The organism is Neptunicella plasticusilytica (assembly GCF_047922965.1).
GTDB classification, from domain to species: domain Bacteria; phylum Pseudomonadota; class Gammaproteobacteria; order Enterobacterales; family Alteromonadaceae; genus Neptunicella; species Neptunicella plasticusilytica.
The window spans coordinates 2,882,302-2,904,618 of record NZ_CP150481.1 but is presented as its reverse complement, the minus strand read 5'-3'; the positions used below and the strand labels follow the sequence as shown (position 1 = coordinate 2,904,618).

Below are 22,317 nucleotides of genomic sequence, written 5' to 3'. Positions count from 1 at the left end.
CATTATTCTATGCGCCCCGATAAACAGACCTATGTTAAGTTATTTTGTCGGCAAACATTCAACCACTAAACTGATTAAATCGTGGTTTTATCGAACCGGATTGTAATGGCTCATATCCAGATGGTTATCGATGCCGGCGATCTTGTCTTCGGCATGATGATTGACATAGAGTACCGTGGTGTTTTCTGCGGTACAGATGTGCTCAATCAATGCCAGCACCCGTTGACGATTGATATCATCCAGCCCCAGGCAGGGTTCGTCCATAATCAATAATGTTGGATGTTTGATCATCGCCCGCGCAATCAGGATAAGGCGCTGATCACCGAAGGACATTTGCTGGAATCCCTGATTGGCATACTGATCTAGACCAAGCAATTCCAGCCACTGGTCGGCAATCTGTATTTGTTGTTTGCTGGGAGTTTGATACAGACCAATACTGTCATAAAATCCGGAAATAATACTGTGGCGCACGCTGCTGTTAACCCGGTATTGCAAATGCAGCGAGTTGGAAACAAAACCGATATATTGTTTTATTTGCCAGATACTTTCTCCACTGCCGCGCTGAAAACCGAATACAAAAATATCATTGGCATAACACTGGGGATGATCGCCGGTGATCATATTCAGCAAACAGGTTTTGCCCGAGCCGTTAGGACCGCTGAGCTGCCAGTGTTGACCAGGCTGAATTGTCCAGTCCAGCTTGTCGAAGATGGTTTGTTCGCCATAGCGTACCGCCGCCTGTTGCATACGCACCAAAGGCTGATCAGCAGCCAGTTCTGGAGGTCGTTGGCCGCTGTTATCCATTGGCGGCAGCGCCAAATCGGTGGTTTCAAGGTGTAATAATTGGTACAGGTGCTCAAACTGCTGCTGGTCCTGCCGGTTGACTTGCAAACTGAGTGTACCCTGCTGCATATAGGCAAAGTGCTCAACAAAATCCGCTATTTCATCAAAACGGTTTAACACCAACACCATGGTCGTATGTTGGCTGAGTTGTTCCAGCAACACCGCTAAATTCTGACAGGTATGGCTATCCAGTCCGTCATAGGGTTCATCCAGGATTAATAACTTGGGCTGGTGTATGAGTGCTCTGATCAGCAACAGTTTGCGCGTTTCACCGGTAGAAAGCGCGGTAAAGGCACTTTCCAGTAAATGCGAGAAATTAAACAGTTCGACAAGCTGCTCATATAATCCGAGGTCAGCCTGTTTATTTGTGCTGTGATTAAAGATTAGCTCACGAGCGGTAGTACCCACCGGAATAATATCCAGAATATCGGCATCATCTTTCTTACGTTCTTCGTCAAGTAGTACTTTTAGTGTTTCGCTCGAGACGATTGCCGTATCGTCCAAGATAAGCTCCAGCTCACCCTGAACAATCTCACCGGCCCCGGCTAGCAGTGCCGCCAGCGCTGACTTGCCACTGCCGTTGGCACCAACAATGGCCCAGTGCTGACCTGCGGATATTTGCCAGTTGATATCATGCAGTCGGAACTGGCGATTAAATTGAGCGGTTACCTGATGAATACAAACTTGCGTCATGCGCAGACACCTTTGATTTTATTGGGGAAATTGGCGGCTTCTAGTTTTGATAGGTAATAGCTATCAATGCAATATAAACAATCAATTATACGAATGATACCTGAGTCATTAACATGAGCTTCAACTTAAACAGTAAACCAACCCAAAAAAGGAAAGTTAAAATGACTCAATCCATTATTAATAGCAAAATTCTTCCATTCAACGCAACCGCTTTTCATAACGGTGATTTTATCGATGTTTCTGACGCTGACCTGGCGGGTAAGTGGTCAGTAGTGATGTTTTATCCTGCCGATTTCACTTTTGTGTGTCCAACCGAGTTGGGCGATATGGCTGACTACTATGAACAACTGCAAGAAATGGGCGTAGAAGTATACTCGGTATCAACCGATACTCACTTTACTCACAAAGCCTGGCATGATGCTTCAGAAACCATTGGTAAAATCCAGTTCCCGATGATTGGTGACCCAACCGGCAAAATTACCCGTAATTTTGGAGTCATGATTGAAGAAGACGGTCTGGCATTGCGTGGTACTTTTGTAATTAACCCTGAAGGCGAAATCAAAGTAGCTGAAATTCATGATTTGGGTATTGGCCGTAGCGCAAAAGAATTGGTGCGTAAAATTCAGGCCGCTCAATATGTTGCCGAACACGATGGCGAAGTTTGCCCTGCAGCATGGCAGCCAGGTGAACAAACCTTAGCTCCATCACTGGATCTGGTCGGTAAAATCTAAGCTCTCGGGCTGACAAGTATTGCCCTCTGCATTGAGGGCAATACCACCCTTTATACACAGGATTGATGCAAAGCCATAAAAAGGCGTTATTGCAGGGATGAGTGTAGGTAAAAAACGCACTTAACCCATTGTCATCAAGCAACAGGAAAACGTTATGTTAGACCAAAATTTAAAAACACAATTACAGACTTATTTGCAGAATTTGAAGACGCCTGTTGAACTGGTCAAATTTGTTGACGACAGCGCAAAATCGCAAGAATTGAACGATCTGGTGGATCAAATCACCGAATTGTCGCCGCTAATTAGCTCAAGTGCCGGTGATGACAGCAGCGAGCGGGTGCCTTCTATGTTGATCCGCTCTGCGCAAAACAATACCGAAATCCGTTTTGCCGGTGTGCCACTGGGACACGAATTTACTTCACTCGTGTTGGCCTTGTTACATAGTGGCGGTCATCCGATGAAAATCGACGCTGAACTTATCGAACAGGTTCGCCAGCTTGAAGGCCAATACCAGTTTGAAACCTATGTTTCGCTAAGCTGCCAAAACTGCCCGGATGTGATCCAGGCACTGAATATGATGGCCGCGATTAATCCGAATATTACCAATGTGATGATTGACGGTGCGCTGTTTCAGCCAGAAGTCGACGAGCGCAAGGTGATGGCGGTACCTTCGGTATTTTTAAACGGTGAAGTGTTTGCCCAAGGCCGTATTAGTCTGAAAGAAATTTTGAAAAAAGTGGACAAGAATGCCGGTGAGCGTGAAGCCAAAGCCATTGCCAGTAAAGATGCGTTCGACCTGTTGGTGATTGGTGGTGGGCCTGCTGGTGCCTCCTCGGCAATTTACAGTGCCCGTAAAGGTATTCGCACCGGTATTGTGGCAGAGCGTTTTGGTGGACAGGTGATGGACACCATGGCGATTGAAAACTTTATTTCGGTTAAGGCTACCGATGGCCCCAAACTGGTTAGTGGTCTGGAACAGCATGTACGGGATTACGACGTGGATATTATGGATAGCCAGAGGGCTAAACGTATTGAACGAGATGAAACGGCTGGTTTGATCGAAGTGGAACTCGAAAACGGCGCCGTATTGCAAAGTAAAACCCTGATGCTGGCAACCGGTGCTCGCTGGCGTGAAATGAATGTACCCGGTGAAAAGGAATACCGTGGTAAAGGTGTGGCCTATTGTCCGCACTGTGACGGCCCGCTATTCAAAGGTAAGCCTGTCGCAGTTATTGGCGGAGGTAACTCCGGTATTGAAGCGGCCATCGACTTGGCCGGTATTGTCAGCCATGTCACGGTACTGGAATTCGATAGCAAACTACGCGCCGATGAGGTGCTGGTGCGCAAAGCCAAATCGATGCCGAATATCGACATTATTGTTAATGCCCAGACCACCGAGGTAACAGGTAACGGTGAAAAGGTGACCGGACTGACCTACACCGATCGCGAATCAGGAGACGCCAGGCAGGTCGAGCTGGCCGGAATCTTTGTGCAAATCGGTTTGGTACCTAATACCGAATTCCTCAAAGGCACTGTGGATTTAACCCAACGTGGCGAGATTATTGTTGGCGCTAATGGTGAAACCTCATTACCGGGTGTGTTTGCCGCCGGTGATGTAACCAATGTGCCGTATAAGCAAATTATCATTGCTATGGGCAGTGGTGCCAATGCGGCTCTGGGCGCGTTTGATTATCTGATTCGCCTACCTGTTGAAGACAGGGATCAACAAGCCGCGTAATTGCCGTATTAAATACACCAAACATCTCCATTGCCTATTGCTCAGTGTTTCACTGGCAATAGGCTTTTTTATCCGCCCCCTGGTTGACTTAATATGAGGTCGGCAGCAAAGTATCGACAAAAAATTATCCCTGTAAGGTTGTATTTATCAATTGTTACGCATGGAGCCAAGGAGCACACATTGTTTAAGAAAGTACTACTAACAGTCTTGATAACTGGCGGGTTAGCTGGTTTGTCGCTTAGTGTTTACTCCAACCAAGTTCTTACCGAATCTGTTATCAACGAGATAAATGACGAAATAGCGGACGCCACCGCGGCTTGTGATTTCAAAGCATCAACTAAATATTATTTTGCAGGCACCAAGTTTTATTCTTATGAAATGGTAAATGGGGTTGAGTCTGTTGTAGAACAGAGTTTCGATGAAGTTATGCCGGCCATTAAAGAGGTAATGGCGGAGTGTTCCATTACATTAGAAAGCGAACAAATCATTAGTGAAACTATTGATATTTCACCGACTGGACAAACTGCAGACTACGTTTCTGAAGCAATACAAATGCTCAGAGCCACTGATACCAAACTATTTAAAAGCCATAACAAAGGACGGGTAGTATACGGCTTTAATCATGACAAAATCGTTATTCTGGAGTCTCACTATAAAGTGCTGGCGTTTGAGCAAGTTGAGTAAAAAATGCGTGAAACACTAGTTATGATTGGCTGGGCTAACCCCATCCATCGATATAGTTACACGTTTATCCTGAGCGTGAAGCAGTCGAAGGATGTAACACATTGTTTGCCGACATTTCCTAATGCATCAGATATTTCGGATCGACTATTCGACAAGACTGTTTTTTAGGAAGTTTAAGACGCAGTTAAAACCATAATCTTAAAATTCAACTCAATCATTAGCTTCGATATTTCATCTCACATCCAACGGACTTATTGCACCTGACTTATGTTTACCTAAAACATGAGTATAAATTTGGGTGGTTTTAACGTCATCATGCCCCAGTAATTCCTGAACCACTCTAATGTCATGCCCTGTTTCAAGTAAGCGAGTTGCAAAGCTATGCCGAAAAGTATGTGATGTAACCCGCTTCAAAACACCTGCCTCTTGAACTGCTTTTCTCAACGCTTTACGAAATGCGGTTTGATGGAGATGATGGCGGCAAACATATCCATCATAGGGATGTACGCATCGAGTGGTTGAAGGAAAAGCATATTGCCATGACAAGTTAGTTGCAGCTTTTCCATATTTACGAAGCAGTGAAGATGGCAGCGATGTCAGGCCGTACCCTTCATTAATGTCCTTTTGGTGGATGCTCTCTACTTTTCTAATTTGTTTGGCTATGGCATCTTTCGCCAATTCAGGGAACAGCGTCACACGGTCTTTTTGACCTTTTGAACGGAAGATAAAAATAGTGCTTCGTTCAAAGTCAAAATCCTTTAAACGTAACTTTATTACCTCAGATATGCGGAAACCTGCGCCATACATGAGTATGCCAATCGTTTTATGAACACCTTGCAGCTTATCGATAACAGCAATCGCGTCTTTATGGCTTAGCACTTCAGGAACTCGAACAGGTGTCTTAGCAAACTGAAAAGACATGTTGGTCAAATCCATTTCAAGTACATGACGATACATAAAAATAACGGCACATAAGGCCAAGTTTTGCGTGGTTGGTGAGACTTTAACTTCGATAGCGAGATGCGTTAAAAACTGCTCAACCTCTAATTCACCCATGTCTTTAGGGTGGCGCTTGCCATTGAAATAAATAAATCGTCGGATCCAATGCAGGTAGGCTTTTTCTGTTTTCAGACTGTAATGCTTAGTTCGTAAAACCACTCTAATAGATTCTATAAATGGCGAGCGGGACATAATATTACCTTTAAATAACACTGTACATAAAAACAGGTATAATGCAGGTTTTTGAAAAATGCCAATATCGCTTCCTATTAAATAAATTTCTTAGGTCTCACTTTGTTTTTCAGAAAATCGCTAAGTTATTAATTTAATTATGGAAAACATTTTGCTCATGGTTTTTAATAGGAAGCGAAAAAAGTCTCGTTAAAGTCAGGCTCCTTTTGTTTTTTAGTTCTGCGGCAGATTTGGCTGAATTGAAGTAGAAAATACGTAATAAAATCATAAGGTAAGCACTAAAAATGACGACTAAAATAATCAAGCCGAGCAGTTGCAAATGCGAAATGCTCGTTAATAAGCGTTATATTTCAAGGAGGATTTTTGAAAACACTGAAGTTTTTTTACGATAACCCTATCACTTGGGTCGTTTTTCTAGCTCTCCTTCAAGTGTCTGTCGCCTTCTACGTTCAGCCGAGCGCTGAAAAATTATTAAATGAGCAAGCACTTTACGAAAAGGTTCTATCCGACACACAAGGTAATACTGAACTAGTTGAATTATTTAAATCGCAACAATCGTTAATAGATAGCAAAAACGAGATGATAGTAGCTTCTCTTGATTTCCAAAAAGCAGTAGGTGGAATTTCTGCTTTAATTTTGGTGGTTTATTTATTTGTGTTGTTTCGTCGATCCAGGAAGTGAGCAGCAATGAAATATAACAAGTTGCTTAATATCGTTCGTAAACTCACTGGGAAAATTACTGCTGGCCGTTCCGGCCAATACGCAGTATTTTCCCATTAGCAAAGCGTTAGCTTCTCAGAACTTGAAACAATGGAGTGAAAATGAACGATATCGTTGTTAAGGAAGACGTGAATCTTCCAGCATTACCCAATACGGTACTGCCTGCGATTGCAGAATTGACAGCTGCACTAGGCATCCCCAGAGAGGTTCTGGCTAGCCAAGAAGAAATTGAATATGCATGGCGTGATTTACCTCGCGAGCTTCGGGAAATCCCTGGAGACTTAAGGGGTGAGTTAATTGCCCGAATGTGTGTTGCTGTTAGCACCGGACTTTTTGACGGAGCTATGAACTACATATGGAATGCAGCAATTCTACAACTCCGTCAAAAGATCAGGAATTTTGGTCTGGCGGTAGTCGCACAGATTCAACAAAGCGATTTCGAAGAAAAGCATTTGCTGGAACTTCAAGATAGTCGTTTACTAGATTTGTGCTTGAAGCTCAATATTGTTGACGAAGATGGCTTTTTCTTTTTAGACCAGTGTCGTGAAGTTAGAAATAATTTTTCAGCTGCCCACCCAACCATGGGAACGGTAAACGATCGTGAGTTTACAACGTTCTTAAATAGGTGTGTGCGTTATGCGCTAGCTGACTCATCATCACCAAGGGGAGTAGATATTGGTGCATTTATCTCGGCGGTAAAAGGGCCGAGGTTCAATGACTATCAATGTCAAATCTGGATTCAGAGGCTCACTGAAACGCATGACGCCCAGCGTCAAATGTTAGTAAATATGGTTCATGGTGTTTACTGTGATCCTGCTACAGCTGAACCAGCACGACTGAATGCTATAGATTTATGTAACGGCTTGAGTACTGCTTTCACAGCCTCAATCAAATCGGATTTGATTAATAGTCACTCTGATTACGTTGCAAAAGGATTGGAGGAAAAGCATCTTGCGTCTCTCCAATTTTTTGAAAAACTTGGCCTTTTAGGGCTTCTAAACGAATCAGAGCAACACGTTGTCTTTTCCCGTGCTATTGATAGGTTATGGAATGTCCATAACGGAATGAATAATTTCTATAATGAACCACCTTTCGCTGAAAGGTTGCTTGAGGTTTCTCAGCAAGGAGCTGTTCCTGAGACGATCCAAGACAGTTTTGTTCAAACAGTTGCCTGTTGCCGAATCGGGAATGGTTATGGTGTATCAAATGCTGCCGTCCGTTACTACGATGAAATTATTCAGGGATTCTCTCCGCGCGAGGTTGCCACACTAATTCGTAGGGCGGTGGACCGGAACTCTACACTTGGTCGCCGAGTCGCAGGTGGTGGAAGTTGCCGACGGAATTTCAAAGTGGTTTTAGAGTTGATAGATACCGAATCAGTGCCAAATACCGTTAGAGCTGATTATGACCGCCTTGTCCGGTAGCAACGAAGCTAACAAAGCAATTAAATTCGCTCCCTACGGTCGCCGGACGCTCGTTCCTCGCGCCGTTTATTGCGGCGTTAGGTGCTTTTGTGGACATTCATGATTGGTCAAAATCTGGAAACATCGCAATTTGGCGATATGAGCCAAAGGCGAAGAACTTTCCTGGCTGGCACATGAGCTGTGATTCAGAAGGATATAAATGTCTTAATGAGCTTCTATCGGTCTTCTTGGATGCAGAGCCCATGAAAAAGCGAACATTGGTTTTAGATACTCCGGATCCATATATCGCGTCTTCAACACTGAAAAAGACAATGCAAAATAAATTAGTAATTGTTAAATCAAGCAATGTTTCCCAATGGTTGTTAACTGACGATTGCGGAAAACTCAAATTAGATATTGGCTCTGGAAAAATAGCAGAGTTAATGGATGGCGTGAATGACGCTCTTGCTGGTAAATATGATTTTTCTGTTGGGGCAACAAATGGGCAAAATCTATGGTTTTGGTAAGCACGCACCTAACAATCAAATGTTGGGGACACAAACACGCGGGCTCTGCTTCGCAGTTTAGCCCACACGTTTGTGCCGCCAAATTAGGGCGTTATACATTCTAGAGGGACCGGTCATTTTAATTAAAGCGATAAAGAGCCAGCTCAACCTTAAGCCTTACTTTTATGAGAAATCGGCGAAAGTAGGAACTGCTGGATGCATTCTAGGTGGATTCGTAGCTTATCTTTTGTTCATGAAAGCTCTTCCAATATTCGGCGTCGATCTTGAGGTGCCATTAAAGGAATACAGTGACAAAATCGTTTACTCCGTTTTTGGTTTTGGAGCGCTGTTATTTTTATTCTGCTTTTACATATTTTGCTCCCTCTGTGCAGCAATATACTTTTTTCCTATGGTAAAAAATGGCAGCCTTGAGTTGGAAGATTATTTAAATATTGTTTTCAAAAGCCTTTACCCAAATCACTGGCAAAAGATATAGAGGTCAGAATGTATAACAAGTTGCCTAAAATCGCCGCAAAAAGCGCGGCTGGGACAAATACTCACTGGGCTTCGCCCAACAACGTTCGCATTTGCCCCTTGGCAAAGCGTTACACACCATTTTGGAGACAAGGAATGAAAAATTTATTTATAGTTATTGTCGCTTTGATTGCAGGGGGCTGTAATAAAATGGAGTCGAAAAATGATTCACCAGAAATTGTAGTAGTTAAGATTATGAGTAACGGGGATAAGAGCATTTTGGATGACGTTCAACTTTATCTCTCTAATAAGCAAGCATACAAAGCAAAACACAAAGACGGACTAGAAGAATATGGATTTGATGGCGCTTTTGAGGATTCATTTGACTTTACATTTGTAATTACCGAAAGCCTCAAAAGTATTAACCGTGTAGCAGTTGTAGATTGGAGAGAAGATGCACAATATGTCTTTAATTTGTTGAACGATATATCTGAGAATACACTTTCTAAATGCAGCATATCGAAAGAGTTAGCGGCCGATATGCAGAAAACTCAGTCAAATATATCTTACTATTTGGAATCTCACGAATCTGGTTTTTTGTTCTCAACGTGTGCAAAAAATGTTGGGTTAGAAATAATTGGAATTGACAATGGCACAGATTCGTTCGTCTTGTCTTTAGTGCCAAGTCGCAATGTGGCTCAGCTTAAAGAGTATTCGCAGCAACTGAAGTTAAAAATAAACATCTACGGTAAAGGTGTGTAACAAGTTAAAGCAGCGGAAAACCACTCGCTACGCTCGCGTTTTCCGCTGTTTAAAGCGTTATGTTGAAAAAGTATGATTCAAACCATCGCAATAAGTGATATCCCTTTTTTCGGTGAAAACGTTGAAATCACTAATCTCGCCTGGAATTTTGACGAAGCAGTTATAGATGTTTATTGCCCTAAAGAGAAAAAAGAAATTAAAGTGCGCTTCGACAATCAGTTTGGCCCTTGTGCTTTAAGGTTGCTGGATGAAGCTGATTTAAGTGAAAACTGGCAAAATATTAATATGTCAGGTGGTTGGTTATACAAAGTTGAATCAGGTGGATGGTTCGAACAAGAATCACAAAGAGATGGTTTTTTGATGCAACATTCTTCGAACATCTATAAAGAATATTTAATCCTTGGTCTTGATGCATGTGTATCAGTTTTCACTAAAGAGGATGTAGCTATTATTGACGGTTCAGAAGAAGTTGCGAAAATCTCAACATAACAAACCAATAAACTTTGCCACTGCGTGGCCGGATTCAAACTCGCTGGCACTGCGTGCCAAAGCGCAAGTTTTCACCGGTTATTCGGGGCGTTAGGTGTTTCTAAGGATGAGATTAAGTTTCTTACTATTTTTAATGTGTTTTAGTTTCTTTAGTTTTGCTCATAAAGACACAGGCATAACTATTCAAAAGGACGGTAAACTGAAAGGATTGCCAGCTAAATATTTACCAGCAACTTTCAAAGTTCAAAACTTAACTTTGCAAATAGCAGATCGAAAATTACTAATTCCTGAGTGCATCTCTAAATTTTTCGCTAAAAGTGAGCTTTCATTTTCAAGCTCTTGGTATCACACTCGTAGCAAATTACCACCATATTTTAATATCATAGCTGCTTACCCAGCCAAAAATATTGAATATACATTTATGTTCAATATGGATACATTGGAGTTGATAAAAGCTTATAGCTTTCCATATAAAAGGGATATAGCGGGCATACGGTATAGTATGGAGCCAATAGGGTTATCAGCAGACTGTATAAAAAGTATCAAGGGTAGCTAGGTCAAAAAAACACCTAACAAGTGCATTAAGACGGGACTACTAACAGTTTGCTCGGTTCCGCTTCGCTGCACATTTTAGCAAACTATTATCAGCCCCTTATGCGGGCGTTGAATGTCCGCTCTTTGTCTGAAGCAGACCATCACGAATTCCGTGGTAACGATCTGCTAATCATTCTTAGCTGCCTGTCAGGTTAAATCTTAACTTTTATAATTAATCTGATTTTTGTGGCATTTGATCCCGCGTTTTATCCTGAGCTTGTCGAAGGGCAGCCGAATGGATTTTTAATCACTCCTGCGTTATCACTGCTTTACCATATACATCTATAAATTCGGTGGGTAGGCGTTTTATCTTGCCGCTGGAGATTTCAATACACACCAGTTTCCATACCGCGGTTAAAATGACTTTGTGATCGGATTGTCGAACCACATAAAACTCGCGGGTCATTTTGGAACCTGCCGAGTGGCTTAGCCAGGTAGCAAAAATCAGCTTGTCATTGAGTATCGCCGGGGCCAGATAATGGTATTCGGCATGGCGTACTGCCATACCCCGATCAAGTGCCTGATAGTCTTTAATGCCCAGCCCTAATGCCTGTGAATGCTCCCATGCTGCCTGTTCGCACCATTTCACATAGCTGCCGTTATTGGCATGGTTTAAACCGTCAATATCGTCATGGCTAACATCGATAATACAGGGGTAAACCGGATTAACCGGCCATACAATGTCATTCATTTGTTATACTGCTTGCTTGACTGAGTTACGAATGGAAGTGGCAATGGCGCGAATGCTGTCCATTCGTGAGTAATTGGGCCTAATTACCAGTGAAATATTCCGAACCGGTTGCGGCTCTTTAAATGGAATATAACGAATATTGCTGGTGGCGGTAACATTCAGCGTTGCCAGTTTGGGCAGCAGGGTAATACCGCGATTACTGGCAACCATATGGCGCAAGGTTTCCAGGCTGGTGGCCTGAAAGCGGTGATCTTCATTGGCTCCGGCCGTAAAACAATAGTCCATTGCCTGATCACGTAGGCAGTGGCCGTCTTCCAGGGTCAGAATTTTCTGCCCTTCCAGTACGCTGATATTGACCTGTTTGCATTCGGCCAGCGGGTGGCTGGGATGCACCGCCAGTAATAAAGGCTCTTCAAATAAGTCATAGCGTTCGAATTTTTCCATTTCATCCAGCCAGGGCAGCACCAGCAGATCCAGTTTGCCGCTGTTAAGCTCCTGTAACAGCACTTCGGTTTTGTTTTCATGCAAATAAAAATTAATACGTGGCAGCTGGCTATTCAGGTTTTCAACAATCAGCGGTAACAGGTATGGGGCGAGCGTTGGAATTAAGCCAATGTGCATATCACCGGCGAGCGGGTCGAGCAGGGCGCGTGCCGATTCCTCAAAGGTTTTGGCGGCTTTGAGTACATTACGGGCATCCTTGATTAAGGTTTCGCCAGCAGGGGTCAACATTACATTGCGCCGATGTCGCTCAATCAGTTGCAAACCAAGCTGTTCTTCCAGCTTCATTAACTGGCCACTGAGTGTCGGTTGACTGACATGGCAGGCTTCGGCTGCCTTGCCGAAGTGCTTGTAACGCACTATGGCGTCCAGATACTCCAGTTCCCGCAGTTTAATCATCGATAAATCCTATCAATATTTAAATTATGATAACTATATTTATAGTAATCTGGCTAATCCATTGATCGCAAGGGAAAACTCCGCTTGGGCCGAATCCGGATTGATATCGGAAAGATGAATTGAATGAATATTTGATGAACTTTTAACAGATAAAGCAGGAAAAATTAGTTATTTACTGTCTTTTTACGTATAATCCGCGCGGAATTTTTACGTACCCTATTTTTTGGAGTTTACCATGGCGTTAGAGCGCACTTTTTCTATTATCAAGCCAGATGCGGTTGCTAAAAACCTGATCGGCGCAATTTATAACCGTTTTGAATCAGCTGGTCTGCGTATCGTTGCTTCTAAAATGTTGCATCTGAGCCAACAACAGGCTGAAGGTTTCTATGCCGAGCACAAAGAACGTCCTTTCTTTGGCGCACTGGTTAGCTTTATGACATCTGGCCCGGTAATGGTACAAGTATTGGAAGGTGAGAATGCGGTATTGAAAAACCGTGAAATCATGGGTGCCACTAACCCTGCTGACGCATTGGCCGGAACTTTACGTGCCGATTACGCAGATTCTATTGACGAAAATGCGGTTCACGGTTCTGATGCACCAGAATCGGCAGCACGTGAAATAGCCTATTTCTTCTCTGACGAAGAAGTATGTTCACGCACTCGCTAAGTTTACCTTCGCAATAAAGACAAAAAGGGGCTGCGGCCCCTTTTTACTTATTGATTGAAAGGCGTACAATACGTCCCGTTATTTTAAATTGTTTGAGTGTCTCAATGTCTGAATCGAAAATAAACCTGTTGAACTTTAACCGGCAGGGAATGCGTAACTATTTTGCTTCGATCGGTGAAAAACCGTTTCGGGCCGATCAGCTGATGAAATGGATCTATCAGCATGGTTGCGATGACTTTGAGCAAATGACCAATATCAACAAGGACTTACGCGCCAAACTAATGGCTAAGTGTGAGATCCGCGCGCCGGAAATTGCCGTGCAGCAAAATGCCACAGATGGCACCATCAAGTTTGCATTACGTCTGGATGGTGGTCAGGAAGTGGAAACTGTCTGGATCCCTGAAGCTGATCGCGCCACCTTGTGCGTCTCCTCGCAGGTGGGGTGCGCGCTGGAATGCACCTTCTGTTCTACTGCCCAGCAGGGATTTAACCGTAATTTGTCGGTTGCCGAGATTATCGGCCAGGTCTGGCGTGTTGCTACCACCATCGGTTTATCCAAGGACACTAAAAAGCGGCCTATTACCAATGTCGTGATGATGGGCATGGGCGAACCCTTGCTCAATCTAAAAAATGTAGTACCGGCAATGGATATCATGATGGATGATATCGGTTTTGGTTTGTCCAAACGTCGTGTCACCTTAAGTACGTCCGGTGTGGTACCCGCTTTGGATATGTTGGGTGACCAGATTGATGTGGCGCTGGCGATTTCGTTGCACGCACCGACTAACGAGTTACGTGACGAAATTGTACCGGTAAATAAAAAGTATCCTATCGAGGAGTTTTTGGCCGGGGTGAGGCGCTATCTGGCCAAATCCAATGCCAATCAGGGTAAGGTCACTGTTGAGTACGTAATGCTCAATGGCATCAATGACAGCATGGACCAGGCTCATCAGTTAGCCAAAGTACTAAAAGATACACCGTGCAAAATAAATTTAATTCCATTTAATCCCTATCCTGGTTCACCCTATACCTGTTCGAGCAATTCGCGTATCGACAGATTCTCTAAAGTCCTGATGGAATACGGCTTCACAGTGGTTGTGCGTAAAACACGTGGTGACGATATTGATGCTGCCTGCGGTCAATTAGTTGGTGAAGTTGTGGACCGAACCAAGCGAATGTTAAAAAAACAGATGAAGGGAGAGGCAATTTCAGTAAAAATGGCACATTAAAATAACATTCGGATGTCCAAGACCTATGCGTAAGTTTTTAATCATCAATGTTTTATTAGTATTATGTGCCTGTGCCAGCCAGCCTTCCGAGCAACAATTACAACAAGAAGCAGGCTTCGATCCGGTGGAAGCGGCCAAAACCCGTATTTCGTTGGGCCTGACATATCTCAAGAACGATAATTACAAACAAGCTAAATTCAATCTGGACAAAGCCTTGCAATTTGCTCCCAATCTGGCAGATACCCATTTAGGCCTGGGCTATTACTATCAGTTGGTGGGCGATAACGACAAGGCAGATCAAGCTTACAATCAGGCTATGCAATTAAAACCCAAAGATGCCGATATCGCCAACAGCTATGGGGCGTTTTTATGTCAGATTGGCGACTATCCACGCGCGAAAAAATACTTTTTGCAAGCTATTGCCAGCCCTAGCTATATTCGCGTTGCCGAGACCTACGAAAATTTGGCGTTATGTAGCCAGAATGAAGGATTAAAACAGGAGTCGATCCAGTATCTGGAAAGTGCCTTAAAACACGATCCTGGCCGCTTGAAAAGCATTGTTATGCTTATACAGTTGCTGATTGAAGATCAAAACTGGATCAAGGCCAAACAACGTTTATTGGAATATGAAAAAGCCGGCAGTGTGTCGGCTGATACCATCTGGTTCTGGGTACAAATCGAGAAAGGCCTGGGGCAGGAAGATCGCTCCCAGGCTTATGGCAAAATGCTGGTGCAGATGTATCCTGGCCATCCCAATACTCAAAAGTTTCTCGCCATGATGAAGCAGCAGTCTCTGCCAACCAGAACGCCCAAACCTTTTACCGATGTGATCAGGGAACAGGCGCCAACCCCAGAGGCAGCCAGCGCATCGGCAGAAACAGTCCCCCAAGCAGAAGACCAAACTCAAGCAGATGATGCAAAATATCATCAGGTTGAAGCGGGGGAGAATCTTTACCGGATATCGCTGAAATATAATATCCGTATGGACAAGTTGCTTGAATGGAATCATTTGTCAGATGCCGGAGCCATTTACCCCGGTATGAAATTGCGCGTCAATGCGCCTAAGTAGCCAAGAAGTGTCGGTATAATGAGTGAAGAACAACAAATAGAGCAACCCGCTATCCAGGGCCCCGGCCAAGCGTTAAAAGCGGCACGTAAAGCCATGCAGTTGACCACTGAGCAGGTGGCGCAGCGGCTGAATTTGCGTGAGCATATTATTGAAGATCTGGAAAACGATAACTATAACACCACTATTTCACTCACTTTCACTAAAGGCTACCTGAAAAGCTATGCCAAGTTGGTGAAAGTTCCTGAACAGCAAATACTGGAAGCTTTCGAGCAAGTTAACCGGGCCAGTAAAGAACCGGCGAAATTACAGAGTTTTTCGCGGCGGGTAGCCCGTCAGGCCAGCGATGATCGCCTGATGTTGGTGACCTATGCCATTCTGGCCATATTGATAGCCTTGTCTTTGATGTGGTGGCTACAACAATCGGATGATGAAAGCAGCGCCGAACGCACTTATCCCAATACCCAAACCGAGAAAAATTTGCAAAAAGAAGCCGCGCTCGAGGAATCTCAGGTGGAACAGCCTGTTTTAAACGAAGCGGAACCGCCTCCGGCAAATGAAAACACCACTGATGAAGATTTGGAACAGGATAGTCAAGCCGCGGATAGTGAAACGCTGAATAACACGACGGTGGAGTCCACCGAGCCAGCCACACAAGATGATGTTGCGCCGTTGCAAGAAGTTATTCAACAACAGCAAACAGATAGCCCGGACAACGAATCCGAACAACAACTTGCAGCGCCGGTTGAACTGGTATTTGAGTTTAGTGAAGATTGCTGGATCAATATTATTGATGCCACCGGCGAAGCGATTGCCTATGGAATCAAAGTGGATGGACGGGTAATGCCGGTCAGTGGTGTTCCGCCTTTTCAGGTGACGGTGGCGGTGCCTGAATCGGTCAAAATTTCCTATGCAGGTGAACAAATTGATATGTCACGCTTCCCGGTGGGACGCACCGCCCGCTTTACGCTGCCATTACAGGATTAATCATGTTTGCAGAATCCCCCATACAACGTCGAAAATCTACCCGTATCAACGTGGGTAACGTGCCCATTGGCGACGGTGCCCCGATAGCGGTGCAATCGATGACCAATACCCCGACGACCGACGTAGATGCCACAGTAGCGCAAATTAAACGTATTCAGGCTGTTGGTGGCGAAATTGTGCGGGTGTCGGTGCCCACCATGGATGCGGCAGAAGCGTTCAAGCTGATTAAGCAGCAGGTGGATATTCCGCTGATAGCCGATATCCATTTCGACTATCGGATAGCCCTGAAAGTGGCAGAATACGGGGTGGATTGCCTGCGTATCAATCCCGGCAATATTGGCAACCTGGAGCGGATAAAATCGGTGGTGGATTGCGCCAGGGATAAAAATATTCCCATCCGTATCGGCGTCAATGGCGGTTCGCTGGAACGCGATCTGCAGGAAAAATATGGCGAACCCACGCCCGAAGCCTTGATGGAATCGGCCATGCGCCATGTGGATATTCTCGATAAACTGAATTTTGATCAGTTTAAAGTTAGTGTAAAAGCCTCCGATGTCTTTTTGGCAGTGGGTGCTTACCGTTTACTGGCTAAAAAGATAGATCAACCTCTGCATTTGGGGATTACCGAAGCCGGCGGTCTGCGTGCCGGTGCGGTGAAAAGCTCGGTGGGACTGGGCATGCTGCTGGCCGAAGGCATTGGTGACACCATTCGTATTTCGTTAGCGGCCGACCCGGTTGAAGAAATCAAAGTCGGCTTTGATATCCTCAAATCCTTGCGTATTCGCTCGCGCGGGATCAACTTTATTGCCTGCCCAAGCTGCTCGCGTCAGGAGTTTGATGTGATCAATACGGTTAACCAGCTGGAGCAACGCCTGGAAGACGTACTGACACCGATGGATGTGTCGATTATCGGCTGTGTGGTCAATGGCCCGGGTGAGGCCGAAGTTTCCGATTTGGGTTTAACCGGCGCGCGCAATATGAGCGGCTATTATGTCGATGGTATGCGCCAGAAAGAGCGCTTGAATAATGACGATCTGGTCGAGCAACTGGAAAAACGTATTCGCGCCAAAGCAGCGCTGCTGGACGAGCAAAATCGGATCCTGGTCAATACTATTGATTAAGCGCTAATAAGTTTGTAGCCAAACTCGCATCTTGGGGTTGTTTGGGTTTATAATCTCGCGCTTTAAAATTTTCAAAAATGGACACTGAGTGAGTAAGCAAATTCAGGCAATACGAGGTATGAACGATTGCCTGCCAGCCCAATCCGGTTTATGGCAATATCTTGAGTCAATCCTGCGTGATCTGGTCGCCCAATACGGCTATCAGGAAATTCGTATGCCGATTGTAGAAAGTACCGATCTGTTTAAACGTTCAATCGGTGAAGTCACCGATATCGTTGAAAAGGAAATGTATACCTTTGATGATCGTAACGGCGATAGTCTGACATTGCGTCCGGAAGGCACCGCCAGTTGCGTGCGAGCCGGCAATCAGCACGGTTTGCTATACAATCAGCAACAACGTTTATGGTATATGGGCCCGATGTTCCGTCATGAGCGTCCGCAAAAAGGCCGTTATCGCCAGTTTCACCAGTTTGGCATAGAGGTTTTTGGTCTGGAAGGCCCGGATATTGACGCCGAAATTATTATGCTCACTGCCCGTTTATGGAAAAAACTGGGATTAACCGAGCATGTAACGCTCGAGCTGAACTCACTGGGTTCCAATCAGGCCCGGGCAAGATATAAAGAGGCGCTGGTTGAATATTTGCTTGAACGTCAGGAGCAACTGGATGACGATAGCAAAAAGCGTCTGCATTCCAATCCGTTAAGAGTATTGGACAGCAAGAATCCGGACGTACAGGCTGCTATTAGCGATGCGCCAAGTTTACTGGATTATCTGGACGATGAATCTGCCCAACATTTTTCCGCGTTGTGTGAACGATTGACACAATTAGGCATCCAATACCGGGTTAATTCACGTCTGGTACGCGGACTGGATTACTATAACCGCACAGTATTTGAATGGGTAACCGACAGTTTGGGTGCACAGGGCACTGTATGCGCCGGTGGCCGTTATGATGGTCTGGTAGAACAGCTTGGCGGTAAAGCCACTCCTGGAGTCGGGTTTGCAATGGGGCTGGAGCGGCTGGTATTAATGCTTGAATCCCTGAATCTGACCGATGCTGTTGCCAGTCCGGTGGATATCTATGTGACTGCGTTGGGCGAACCTGCCGAACAATACGCCATGCAAGTGGCAGAACAATTGCGTGATGAGTTGCCTGATTTTAGAGTGATGAATCATTGTGGCGGTGGTAATTTCAAAAAACAGATGAAACGCGCAGATGCCAGTGGGGCTGATTACGCCTTGCTAATAGGTGAAGAAGAAGTCACATCCGGGCAACTGACATTAAAATATTTACGTGAAGACAAACCACAAATCAGGGTAACCACAGCCGAGCTGGTTGCACTGTTGACCAAATAAGAAGTAAGAGGAAAAAATGGAATCATTCAGCACAGAAGAACAACAAGTCGAAGCGATTAAACGATTCTGGAAGGAAAATGGCACCGCCATTATCTTGGGCGCCGTCATTGGTTTAGGAGGGCTATGGGGTTGGCGTTACTACAATGAACAACAAATTGCCGGACGCGAAGCGGCCTCCAGTCAATATGAACAATTGCTGGGTAAACTGGATAGCAATGACAAAGGGTTTACCGAGGCGGCCGAGTTTATCAAGCAGAACCCTGATAACAGCTACGCATTATTAACGGCCTTACAACTAGCAAAAAAAGCGGTAGACAGTAAAGATTTTGCCGAAGCGCAGAAGCAGTTGCAGTGGGCATCCGAGCATGCAGAAAATGCCGCAGTAAAAGGTACTATTCAAATCCGTCTGGCACGAGTGCAATCAGAACAACAGCAACTGGATGAAGCATTGGCGACCTTGTCAACCGTTGAGTCTTCGGCTTTTTCCGCCACCGTTGAAGAAGTCAAAGGTGATGTACTGGTGAAGCAAGGCAAAATTGATCAGGCACGTAGCGCCTACAGCCAGTCTTTGGAACTCAATGCCAATAATCCGCTGTTACAACTGAAGTTGGATAACCTGGCTGCTACAAGTGAGTAAGGGGATGAATGTGAGACGGATTGTATTGGCGTTGACGTTGCTCGCCACCCTCGGTGGTTGTACGACAATATCCAACTGGTTTGCCGATGAAGAAGAACTGAAAATTCGTCAGTTAAAGCCGATCAAAGCGCTATTTGAACCTAAAATAGTCTGGCAGGATGAAGTCGGCGACGGTATTGACGATTTCTTCTCCCGATTGAATCCGGTAGTCGGTTACGGAAAAGTATTTGCTGCCAATCGGCATGGACTGGTTAAGGCGTTCGACAAACAAAGCGGCAAAGTGCTGTGGGAAAAGAATCTGTCCGAATTTAAAGATGAAGGCATGCTATCCGGCATCAGTAAATTATGGAAAGAAGGCGAGTCTGCCCGTATTGCCGGTGGGCTGGTTGTGGCTTATGAAAAGGTATTTCTGGGTACAGAAAACGGTACAGTTATCGCGTTGAATGAAAAAACCGGTGAGGTTGTCTGGCAAGTTCGGGTCAATGGCGAAGTGATTGCCTCTCCTGCGGTTGATACCGGCTTGGTGGTAGTAAATACGACGGCCGGGGTGATGTTTGCACTGGATGCTGAAAATGGCGAAGAAAAATGGCGCTATGAATCTGAAGTTCCGCCTTTATCGTTGCGCGGCGTTTCGACCCCGACCATGGCAGGTGGCGGAGTGCTGGTAGGCACCGCGATGGGTAAACTGGCTGTGGTGTTAGCTGAAACCGGACAGGTTGCCTGGGAGCAGGTTGTTGCCTCACCTACAGGTTCAACCGAACTGGATCGTATTGCTGACATTGATGTCCAGCCTCTGGTTTTGGGGGGGATTGCTTATGTTGTATCCTTCGATGGCACCTTGGCGGCGGTTGAATTGCGTAGTGGGCGGATTATCTGGAAACGCGAATACAAGTCTTATCGTAATCTGGTTATTGAAGGTAATTCTTTATACGTAGTCGACAACGATAGCGTAGTGTATGCACTGGATCGCCGTAATGGCGTCGAGTTATGGAGTCAAAGTGGCCTGCGCTCGCGTTTGCTGACCGGTGTCGCGCCTGTTTCTTCCTATTTGGTGGTGGGCGATAAATATGGTTTTGTGCATTGGCTCAACCAGGCCGATGGTGAAATTGTTGCACGTATCGATTTGGGCGACGATGATGAAGACGAAAGTATTTACACTACGCCGATAGTTGAAGGTAGAACCTTTTATACTCAAACACGCGGTGGCGATATATTTGCGGTAGAAACGCCCTAATCGTTAAGCCGTTTAAATTGATTTTATTTACGGCTCGACGTTTGTTCCGGGCCGTTTTTGTTTTTGGGAAAAATTATGTTACCTGTAGTAGCTTTGGTTGGTCGCCCTAATGTGGGTAAATCGACATTATTTAATCGTCTGACACGTAGCCGAGATGCACTGGTAGCTGATTTTCCAGGTTTGACCCGTGATCGTAAATACGGTCAGGCCAAATACGAAGGTTTGCAGTTTATCGTGGTGGATACCGGTGGTATCAGTGGCGATGAACAAGGGATTGACGCGAAAATGGCCGGTCAATCCTTAATGGCTATCGATGAAGCCGATGTGGTGCTGTTTTTAGTTGATGCGCGCGCCGGAATTACCGTCGCGGATCAGGCTATCGCCGATCATCTACGTCAGCAGAACAAAACCGTTTTTCTGGTTGCCAACAAGGTCGATGGTATTGACGGTGATAGCGAAAGCGCCGAGTTTTATGCCCTGGCATTAGGTGAGGTATATCAAATTGCCGCTGCGCACGGCCGTGGTGTTTTACAATTATTGCAATCTTGTCTGCAGCCTTTGGCCGAACAGTTTCCGGATATGCACGTTGCTGAAGAGCCGGACACACTGGATGAAGAAGACGCCGAAAAACAACTGGCACGTTTGCAGGCGTCGCCAATTAAACTGGCGATTGTGGGCAAGCCGAACGTCGGTAAATCTACCCTGACTAACCGGATTTTAGGCGAAGATAGGGTGGTGGTATTCGACCAACCGGGCACCACTCGTGACAGTATTTATATCCCGATGGAACGGGATGAGCGTGAGTATATTCTGATTGATACCGCGGGTGTGCGAAGACGTAGAAATGTTTCAGAAGCCGTGGAAAAGTTTTCCATTATCAAAACCTTGCAAGCCATTGAAGAAGCCAACGTAGTATTGCTGGTTATCGACGCGCGTGAAGGGGTGACCGATCAGGATTTAAGCTTGTTAGGTTTTGTGCTCAACGCCGGGCGTTCTCTGGTGCTGGCGGTCAACAAATGGGATGGTCTGGATAAAGATGTTAAGGATGAGGTCAAGCGCCAGCTGGACAGACGTTTAGGCTTTATCGATTTTGCCCGCCTGCACTTTATTTCTGCCTTGCATGGCACCGGAGTGGGACATTTGTTTGAATCCGTGCAGGAAGCCTATGCGTCGGCCACCAATCGGGTTGGTACGGCGATGTTAACCCGGATTATGGAAATGGCGCAGGCCGATCATCAGCCTCCTATGGTGCGTGGACGCCGGGTCAAAATGAAATATGCCCATGCTGGCGGGTATAATCCGCCGGTCATAGTGATCCACGGTAATCAGGTTAAGGATTTATCCGATTCCTATAAGCGGTTTTTAATGAATTATTATCGTCGTTCGTTAAAAACCATGGGTACGCCGATAAAAATCGAATTCCGCGAAGGGGCGAATCCCTTTGAAGGCAAGAAAAATGAGATGAGTTTGACCCAAATCCGTAATCGCAGACGTCTGATGAATCACCATAAAAAGAAATTTGGTGGGCGTTCCTAAGCCAACCTCGGTTCAGGATAAGCAATACGGGGTTTAGCCCGTCAGTTGCTTTACCCCTTTGCCC

General features: G+C 45.2%; 22 protein-coding genes. 18 read left to right on the top strand and 4 right to left on the bottom strand.

Features of this window, described 5'->3' with window-relative positions:
- Positions 1 to 87 precede the first annotated feature (87 nt).
- Entirely contained in the window at positions 88 to 1,536 is a 1,449-nt protein-coding gene (modF, locus tag V1467_RS12970; RefSeq protein ID WP_416305396.1) for a molybdate ABC transporter ATP-binding protein ModF, read from the bottom strand.
- Positions 1,537 to 1,697: 161 nt separating this feature from the next.
- Here modF and ahpC point away from each other — a divergent pair, with 161 nt between their 5' ends.
- From ahpC to V1467_RS12955, 3 genes are all read left to right on the top strand, one after another.
- Positions 1,698 to 2,267 carry an alkyl hydroperoxide reductase subunit C gene (gene ahpC / locus V1467_RS12965; protein WP_416305395.1) on the top strand — a complete coding sequence of 190 codons (570 nt, stop codon included), beginning with the start codon at positions 1,698 to 1,700 and terminating at the stop codon, positions 2,265 to 2,267.
- Between the two features lie 154 nt (positions 2,268 to 2,421).
- Positions 2,422 to 4,005 carry an alkyl hydroperoxide reductase subunit F gene (ahpF, locus tag V1467_RS12960; protein ID WP_416305394.1) on the top strand — a complete coding sequence of 528 codons (1,584 nt, stop codon included), beginning with the start codon at positions 2,422 to 2,424 and terminating at the stop codon, positions 4,003 to 4,005.
- A 180-nt stretch (positions 4,006 to 4,185) separates the two neighbouring features.
- The gene (locus V1467_RS12955) at positions 4,186 to 4,689 is read left to right on the top strand and encodes a hypothetical protein (RefSeq protein WP_416305393.1); all 504 of its coding nucleotides are present in this window, start codon (positions 4,186 to 4,188) and stop codon (positions 4,687 to 4,689) included.
- 231 nt (positions 4,690 to 4,920) lie between these two features.
- Here V1467_RS12955 and V1467_RS12950 read toward each other — a convergent pair whose 3' ends face one another.
- On the bottom strand, positions 4,921 to 5,880 hold the full coding sequence (locus tag V1467_RS12950) for an integron integrase (protein WP_416305392.1): 960 nt from the start codon (positions 5,878 to 5,880) through the stop codon (positions 4,921 to 4,923).
- 363 nt (positions 5,881 to 6,243) lie between these two features.
- On the opposite strand from V1467_RS12950, the gene V1467_RS12945 reads away from it, so the two are divergent.
- The 6 genes from V1467_RS12945 (at position 6,244) to V1467_RS12920 (ending at position 10,790) form a co-directional block, all read left to right on the top strand.
- Positions 6,244 to 6,561 (top strand): hypothetical protein, encoded by a 318-nt coding sequence (locus tag V1467_RS12945; protein ID WP_186507982.1) that lies wholly within the window; start codon positions 6,244 to 6,246, stop codon positions 6,559 to 6,561.
- Positions 6,562 to 6,701: 140 nt separating this feature from the next.
- Positions 6,702 to 8,024 carry a hypothetical protein gene (locus V1467_RS12940; protein WP_416305391.1) on the top strand — a complete coding sequence of 441 codons (1,323 nt, stop codon included), beginning with the start codon at positions 6,702 to 6,704 and terminating at the stop codon, positions 8,022 to 8,024.
- A gap of 89 nt (positions 8,025 to 8,113) precedes the next feature.
- Complete coding sequence (locus tag V1467_RS12935; RefSeq protein WP_416305390.1) at positions 8,114 to 8,530, top strand: hypothetical protein; 417 nt, start codon at positions 8,114 to 8,116, stop codon at positions 8,528 to 8,530.
- 483 nt (positions 8,531 to 9,013) lie between these two features.
- Positions 9,014 to 9,745 (top strand): hypothetical protein, encoded by a 732-nt coding sequence (locus V1467_RS12930; protein WP_416305389.1) that lies wholly within the window; start codon positions 9,014 to 9,016, stop codon positions 9,743 to 9,745.
- 72 nt (positions 9,746 to 9,817) lie between these two features.
- Positions 9,818 to 10,234, top strand: a complete 417-nt coding sequence (locus V1467_RS12925; protein WP_416305388.1) for a hypothetical protein — start codon at positions 9,818 to 9,820, stop codon at positions 10,232 to 10,234.
- Positions 10,235 to 10,340: 106 nt separating this feature from the next.
- Positions 10,341 to 10,790, top strand: a complete 450-nt coding sequence (locus V1467_RS12920) for a hypothetical protein (RefSeq protein WP_416305387.1) — start codon at positions 10,341 to 10,343, stop codon at positions 10,788 to 10,790.
- 285 nt (positions 10,791 to 11,075) lie between these two features.
- On the opposite strand, the gene V1467_RS12915 is transcribed toward V1467_RS12920, so the two are convergent.
- Entirely contained in the window at positions 11,076 to 11,519 is a 444-nt protein-coding gene (locus V1467_RS12915) for an acyl-CoA thioesterase (RefSeq protein WP_416305386.1), read from the bottom strand.
- 3 nt (positions 11,520 to 11,522) lie between these two features.
- A complete protein-coding gene (gene oxyR / locus V1467_RS12910) occupies positions 11,523 to 12,419 on the bottom strand; it encodes a DNA-binding transcriptional regulator OxyR (protein WP_416305385.1) in 897 nt (298 codons plus the stop codon).
- Positions 12,420 to 12,654: 235 nt separating this feature from the next.
- Between oxyR and ndk the strand changes: the two genes are divergently transcribed.
- From ndk to der, 9 genes are all read left to right on the top strand, one after another.
- Entirely contained in the window at positions 12,655 to 13,086 is a 432-nt protein-coding gene (gene ndk, locus V1467_RS12905; RefSeq protein ID WP_416305384.1) for a nucleoside-diphosphate kinase, read from the top strand.
- A gap of 104 nt (positions 13,087 to 13,190) precedes the next feature.
- Entirely contained in the window at positions 13,191 to 14,315 is a 1,125-nt protein-coding gene (locus tag V1467_RS12900; RefSeq protein ID WP_416305383.1) for a bifunctional tRNA (adenosine(37)-C2)-methyltransferase TrmG/ribosomal RNA large subunit methyltransferase RlmN, read from the top strand.
- Between the two features lie 25 nt (positions 14,316 to 14,340).
- Positions 14,341 to 15,384, top strand: a complete 1,044-nt coding sequence (gene pilW, locus V1467_RS12895) for a type IV pilus biogenesis/stability protein PilW (protein WP_416305382.1) — start codon at positions 14,341 to 14,343, stop codon at positions 15,382 to 15,384.
- An 18-nt stretch (positions 15,385 to 15,402) separates the two neighbouring features.
- Positions 15,403 to 16,368, top strand: a complete 966-nt coding sequence (locus V1467_RS12890) for a RodZ domain-containing protein (RefSeq protein ID WP_416305381.1) — start codon at positions 15,403 to 15,405, stop codon at positions 16,366 to 16,368.
- Positions 16,369 to 16,370: 2 nt separating this feature from the next.
- Positions 16,371 to 17,489 carry a flavodoxin-dependent (E)-4-hydroxy-3-methylbut-2-enyl-diphosphate synthase gene (gene ispG, locus V1467_RS12885; protein WP_416305380.1) on the top strand — a complete coding sequence of 373 codons (1,119 nt, stop codon included), beginning with the start codon at positions 16,371 to 16,373 and terminating at the stop codon, positions 17,487 to 17,489.
- Positions 17,490 to 17,577: 88 nt separating this feature from the next.
- The gene (gene hisS / locus V1467_RS12880) at positions 17,578 to 18,846 is read left to right on the top strand and encodes a histidine--tRNA ligase (protein ID WP_416305379.1); all 1,269 of its coding nucleotides are present in this window, start codon (positions 17,578 to 17,580) and stop codon (positions 18,844 to 18,846) included.
- A gap of 16 nt (positions 18,847 to 18,862) precedes the next feature.
- On the top strand, positions 18,863 to 19,483 hold the full coding sequence (locus V1467_RS12875) for a YfgM family protein (RefSeq protein WP_416305378.1): 621 nt from the start codon (positions 18,863 to 18,865) through the stop codon (positions 19,481 to 19,483).
- A 10-nt stretch (positions 19,484 to 19,493) separates the two neighbouring features.
- Positions 19,494 to 20,717, top strand: coding sequence for an outer membrane protein assembly factor BamB (gene bamB, locus V1467_RS12870; protein WP_416305377.1), 1,224 nt, complete (start codon positions 19,494 to 19,496; stop codon positions 20,715 to 20,717).
- Positions 20,718 to 20,792: 75 nt separating this feature from the next.
- The gene (gene der / locus V1467_RS12865; RefSeq protein WP_416305376.1) at positions 20,793 to 22,253 is read left to right on the top strand and encodes a ribosome biogenesis GTPase Der; all 1,461 of its coding nucleotides are present in this window, start codon (positions 20,793 to 20,795) and stop codon (positions 22,251 to 22,253) included.
- Positions 22,254 to 22,317: the final 64 nt, after the last annotated feature.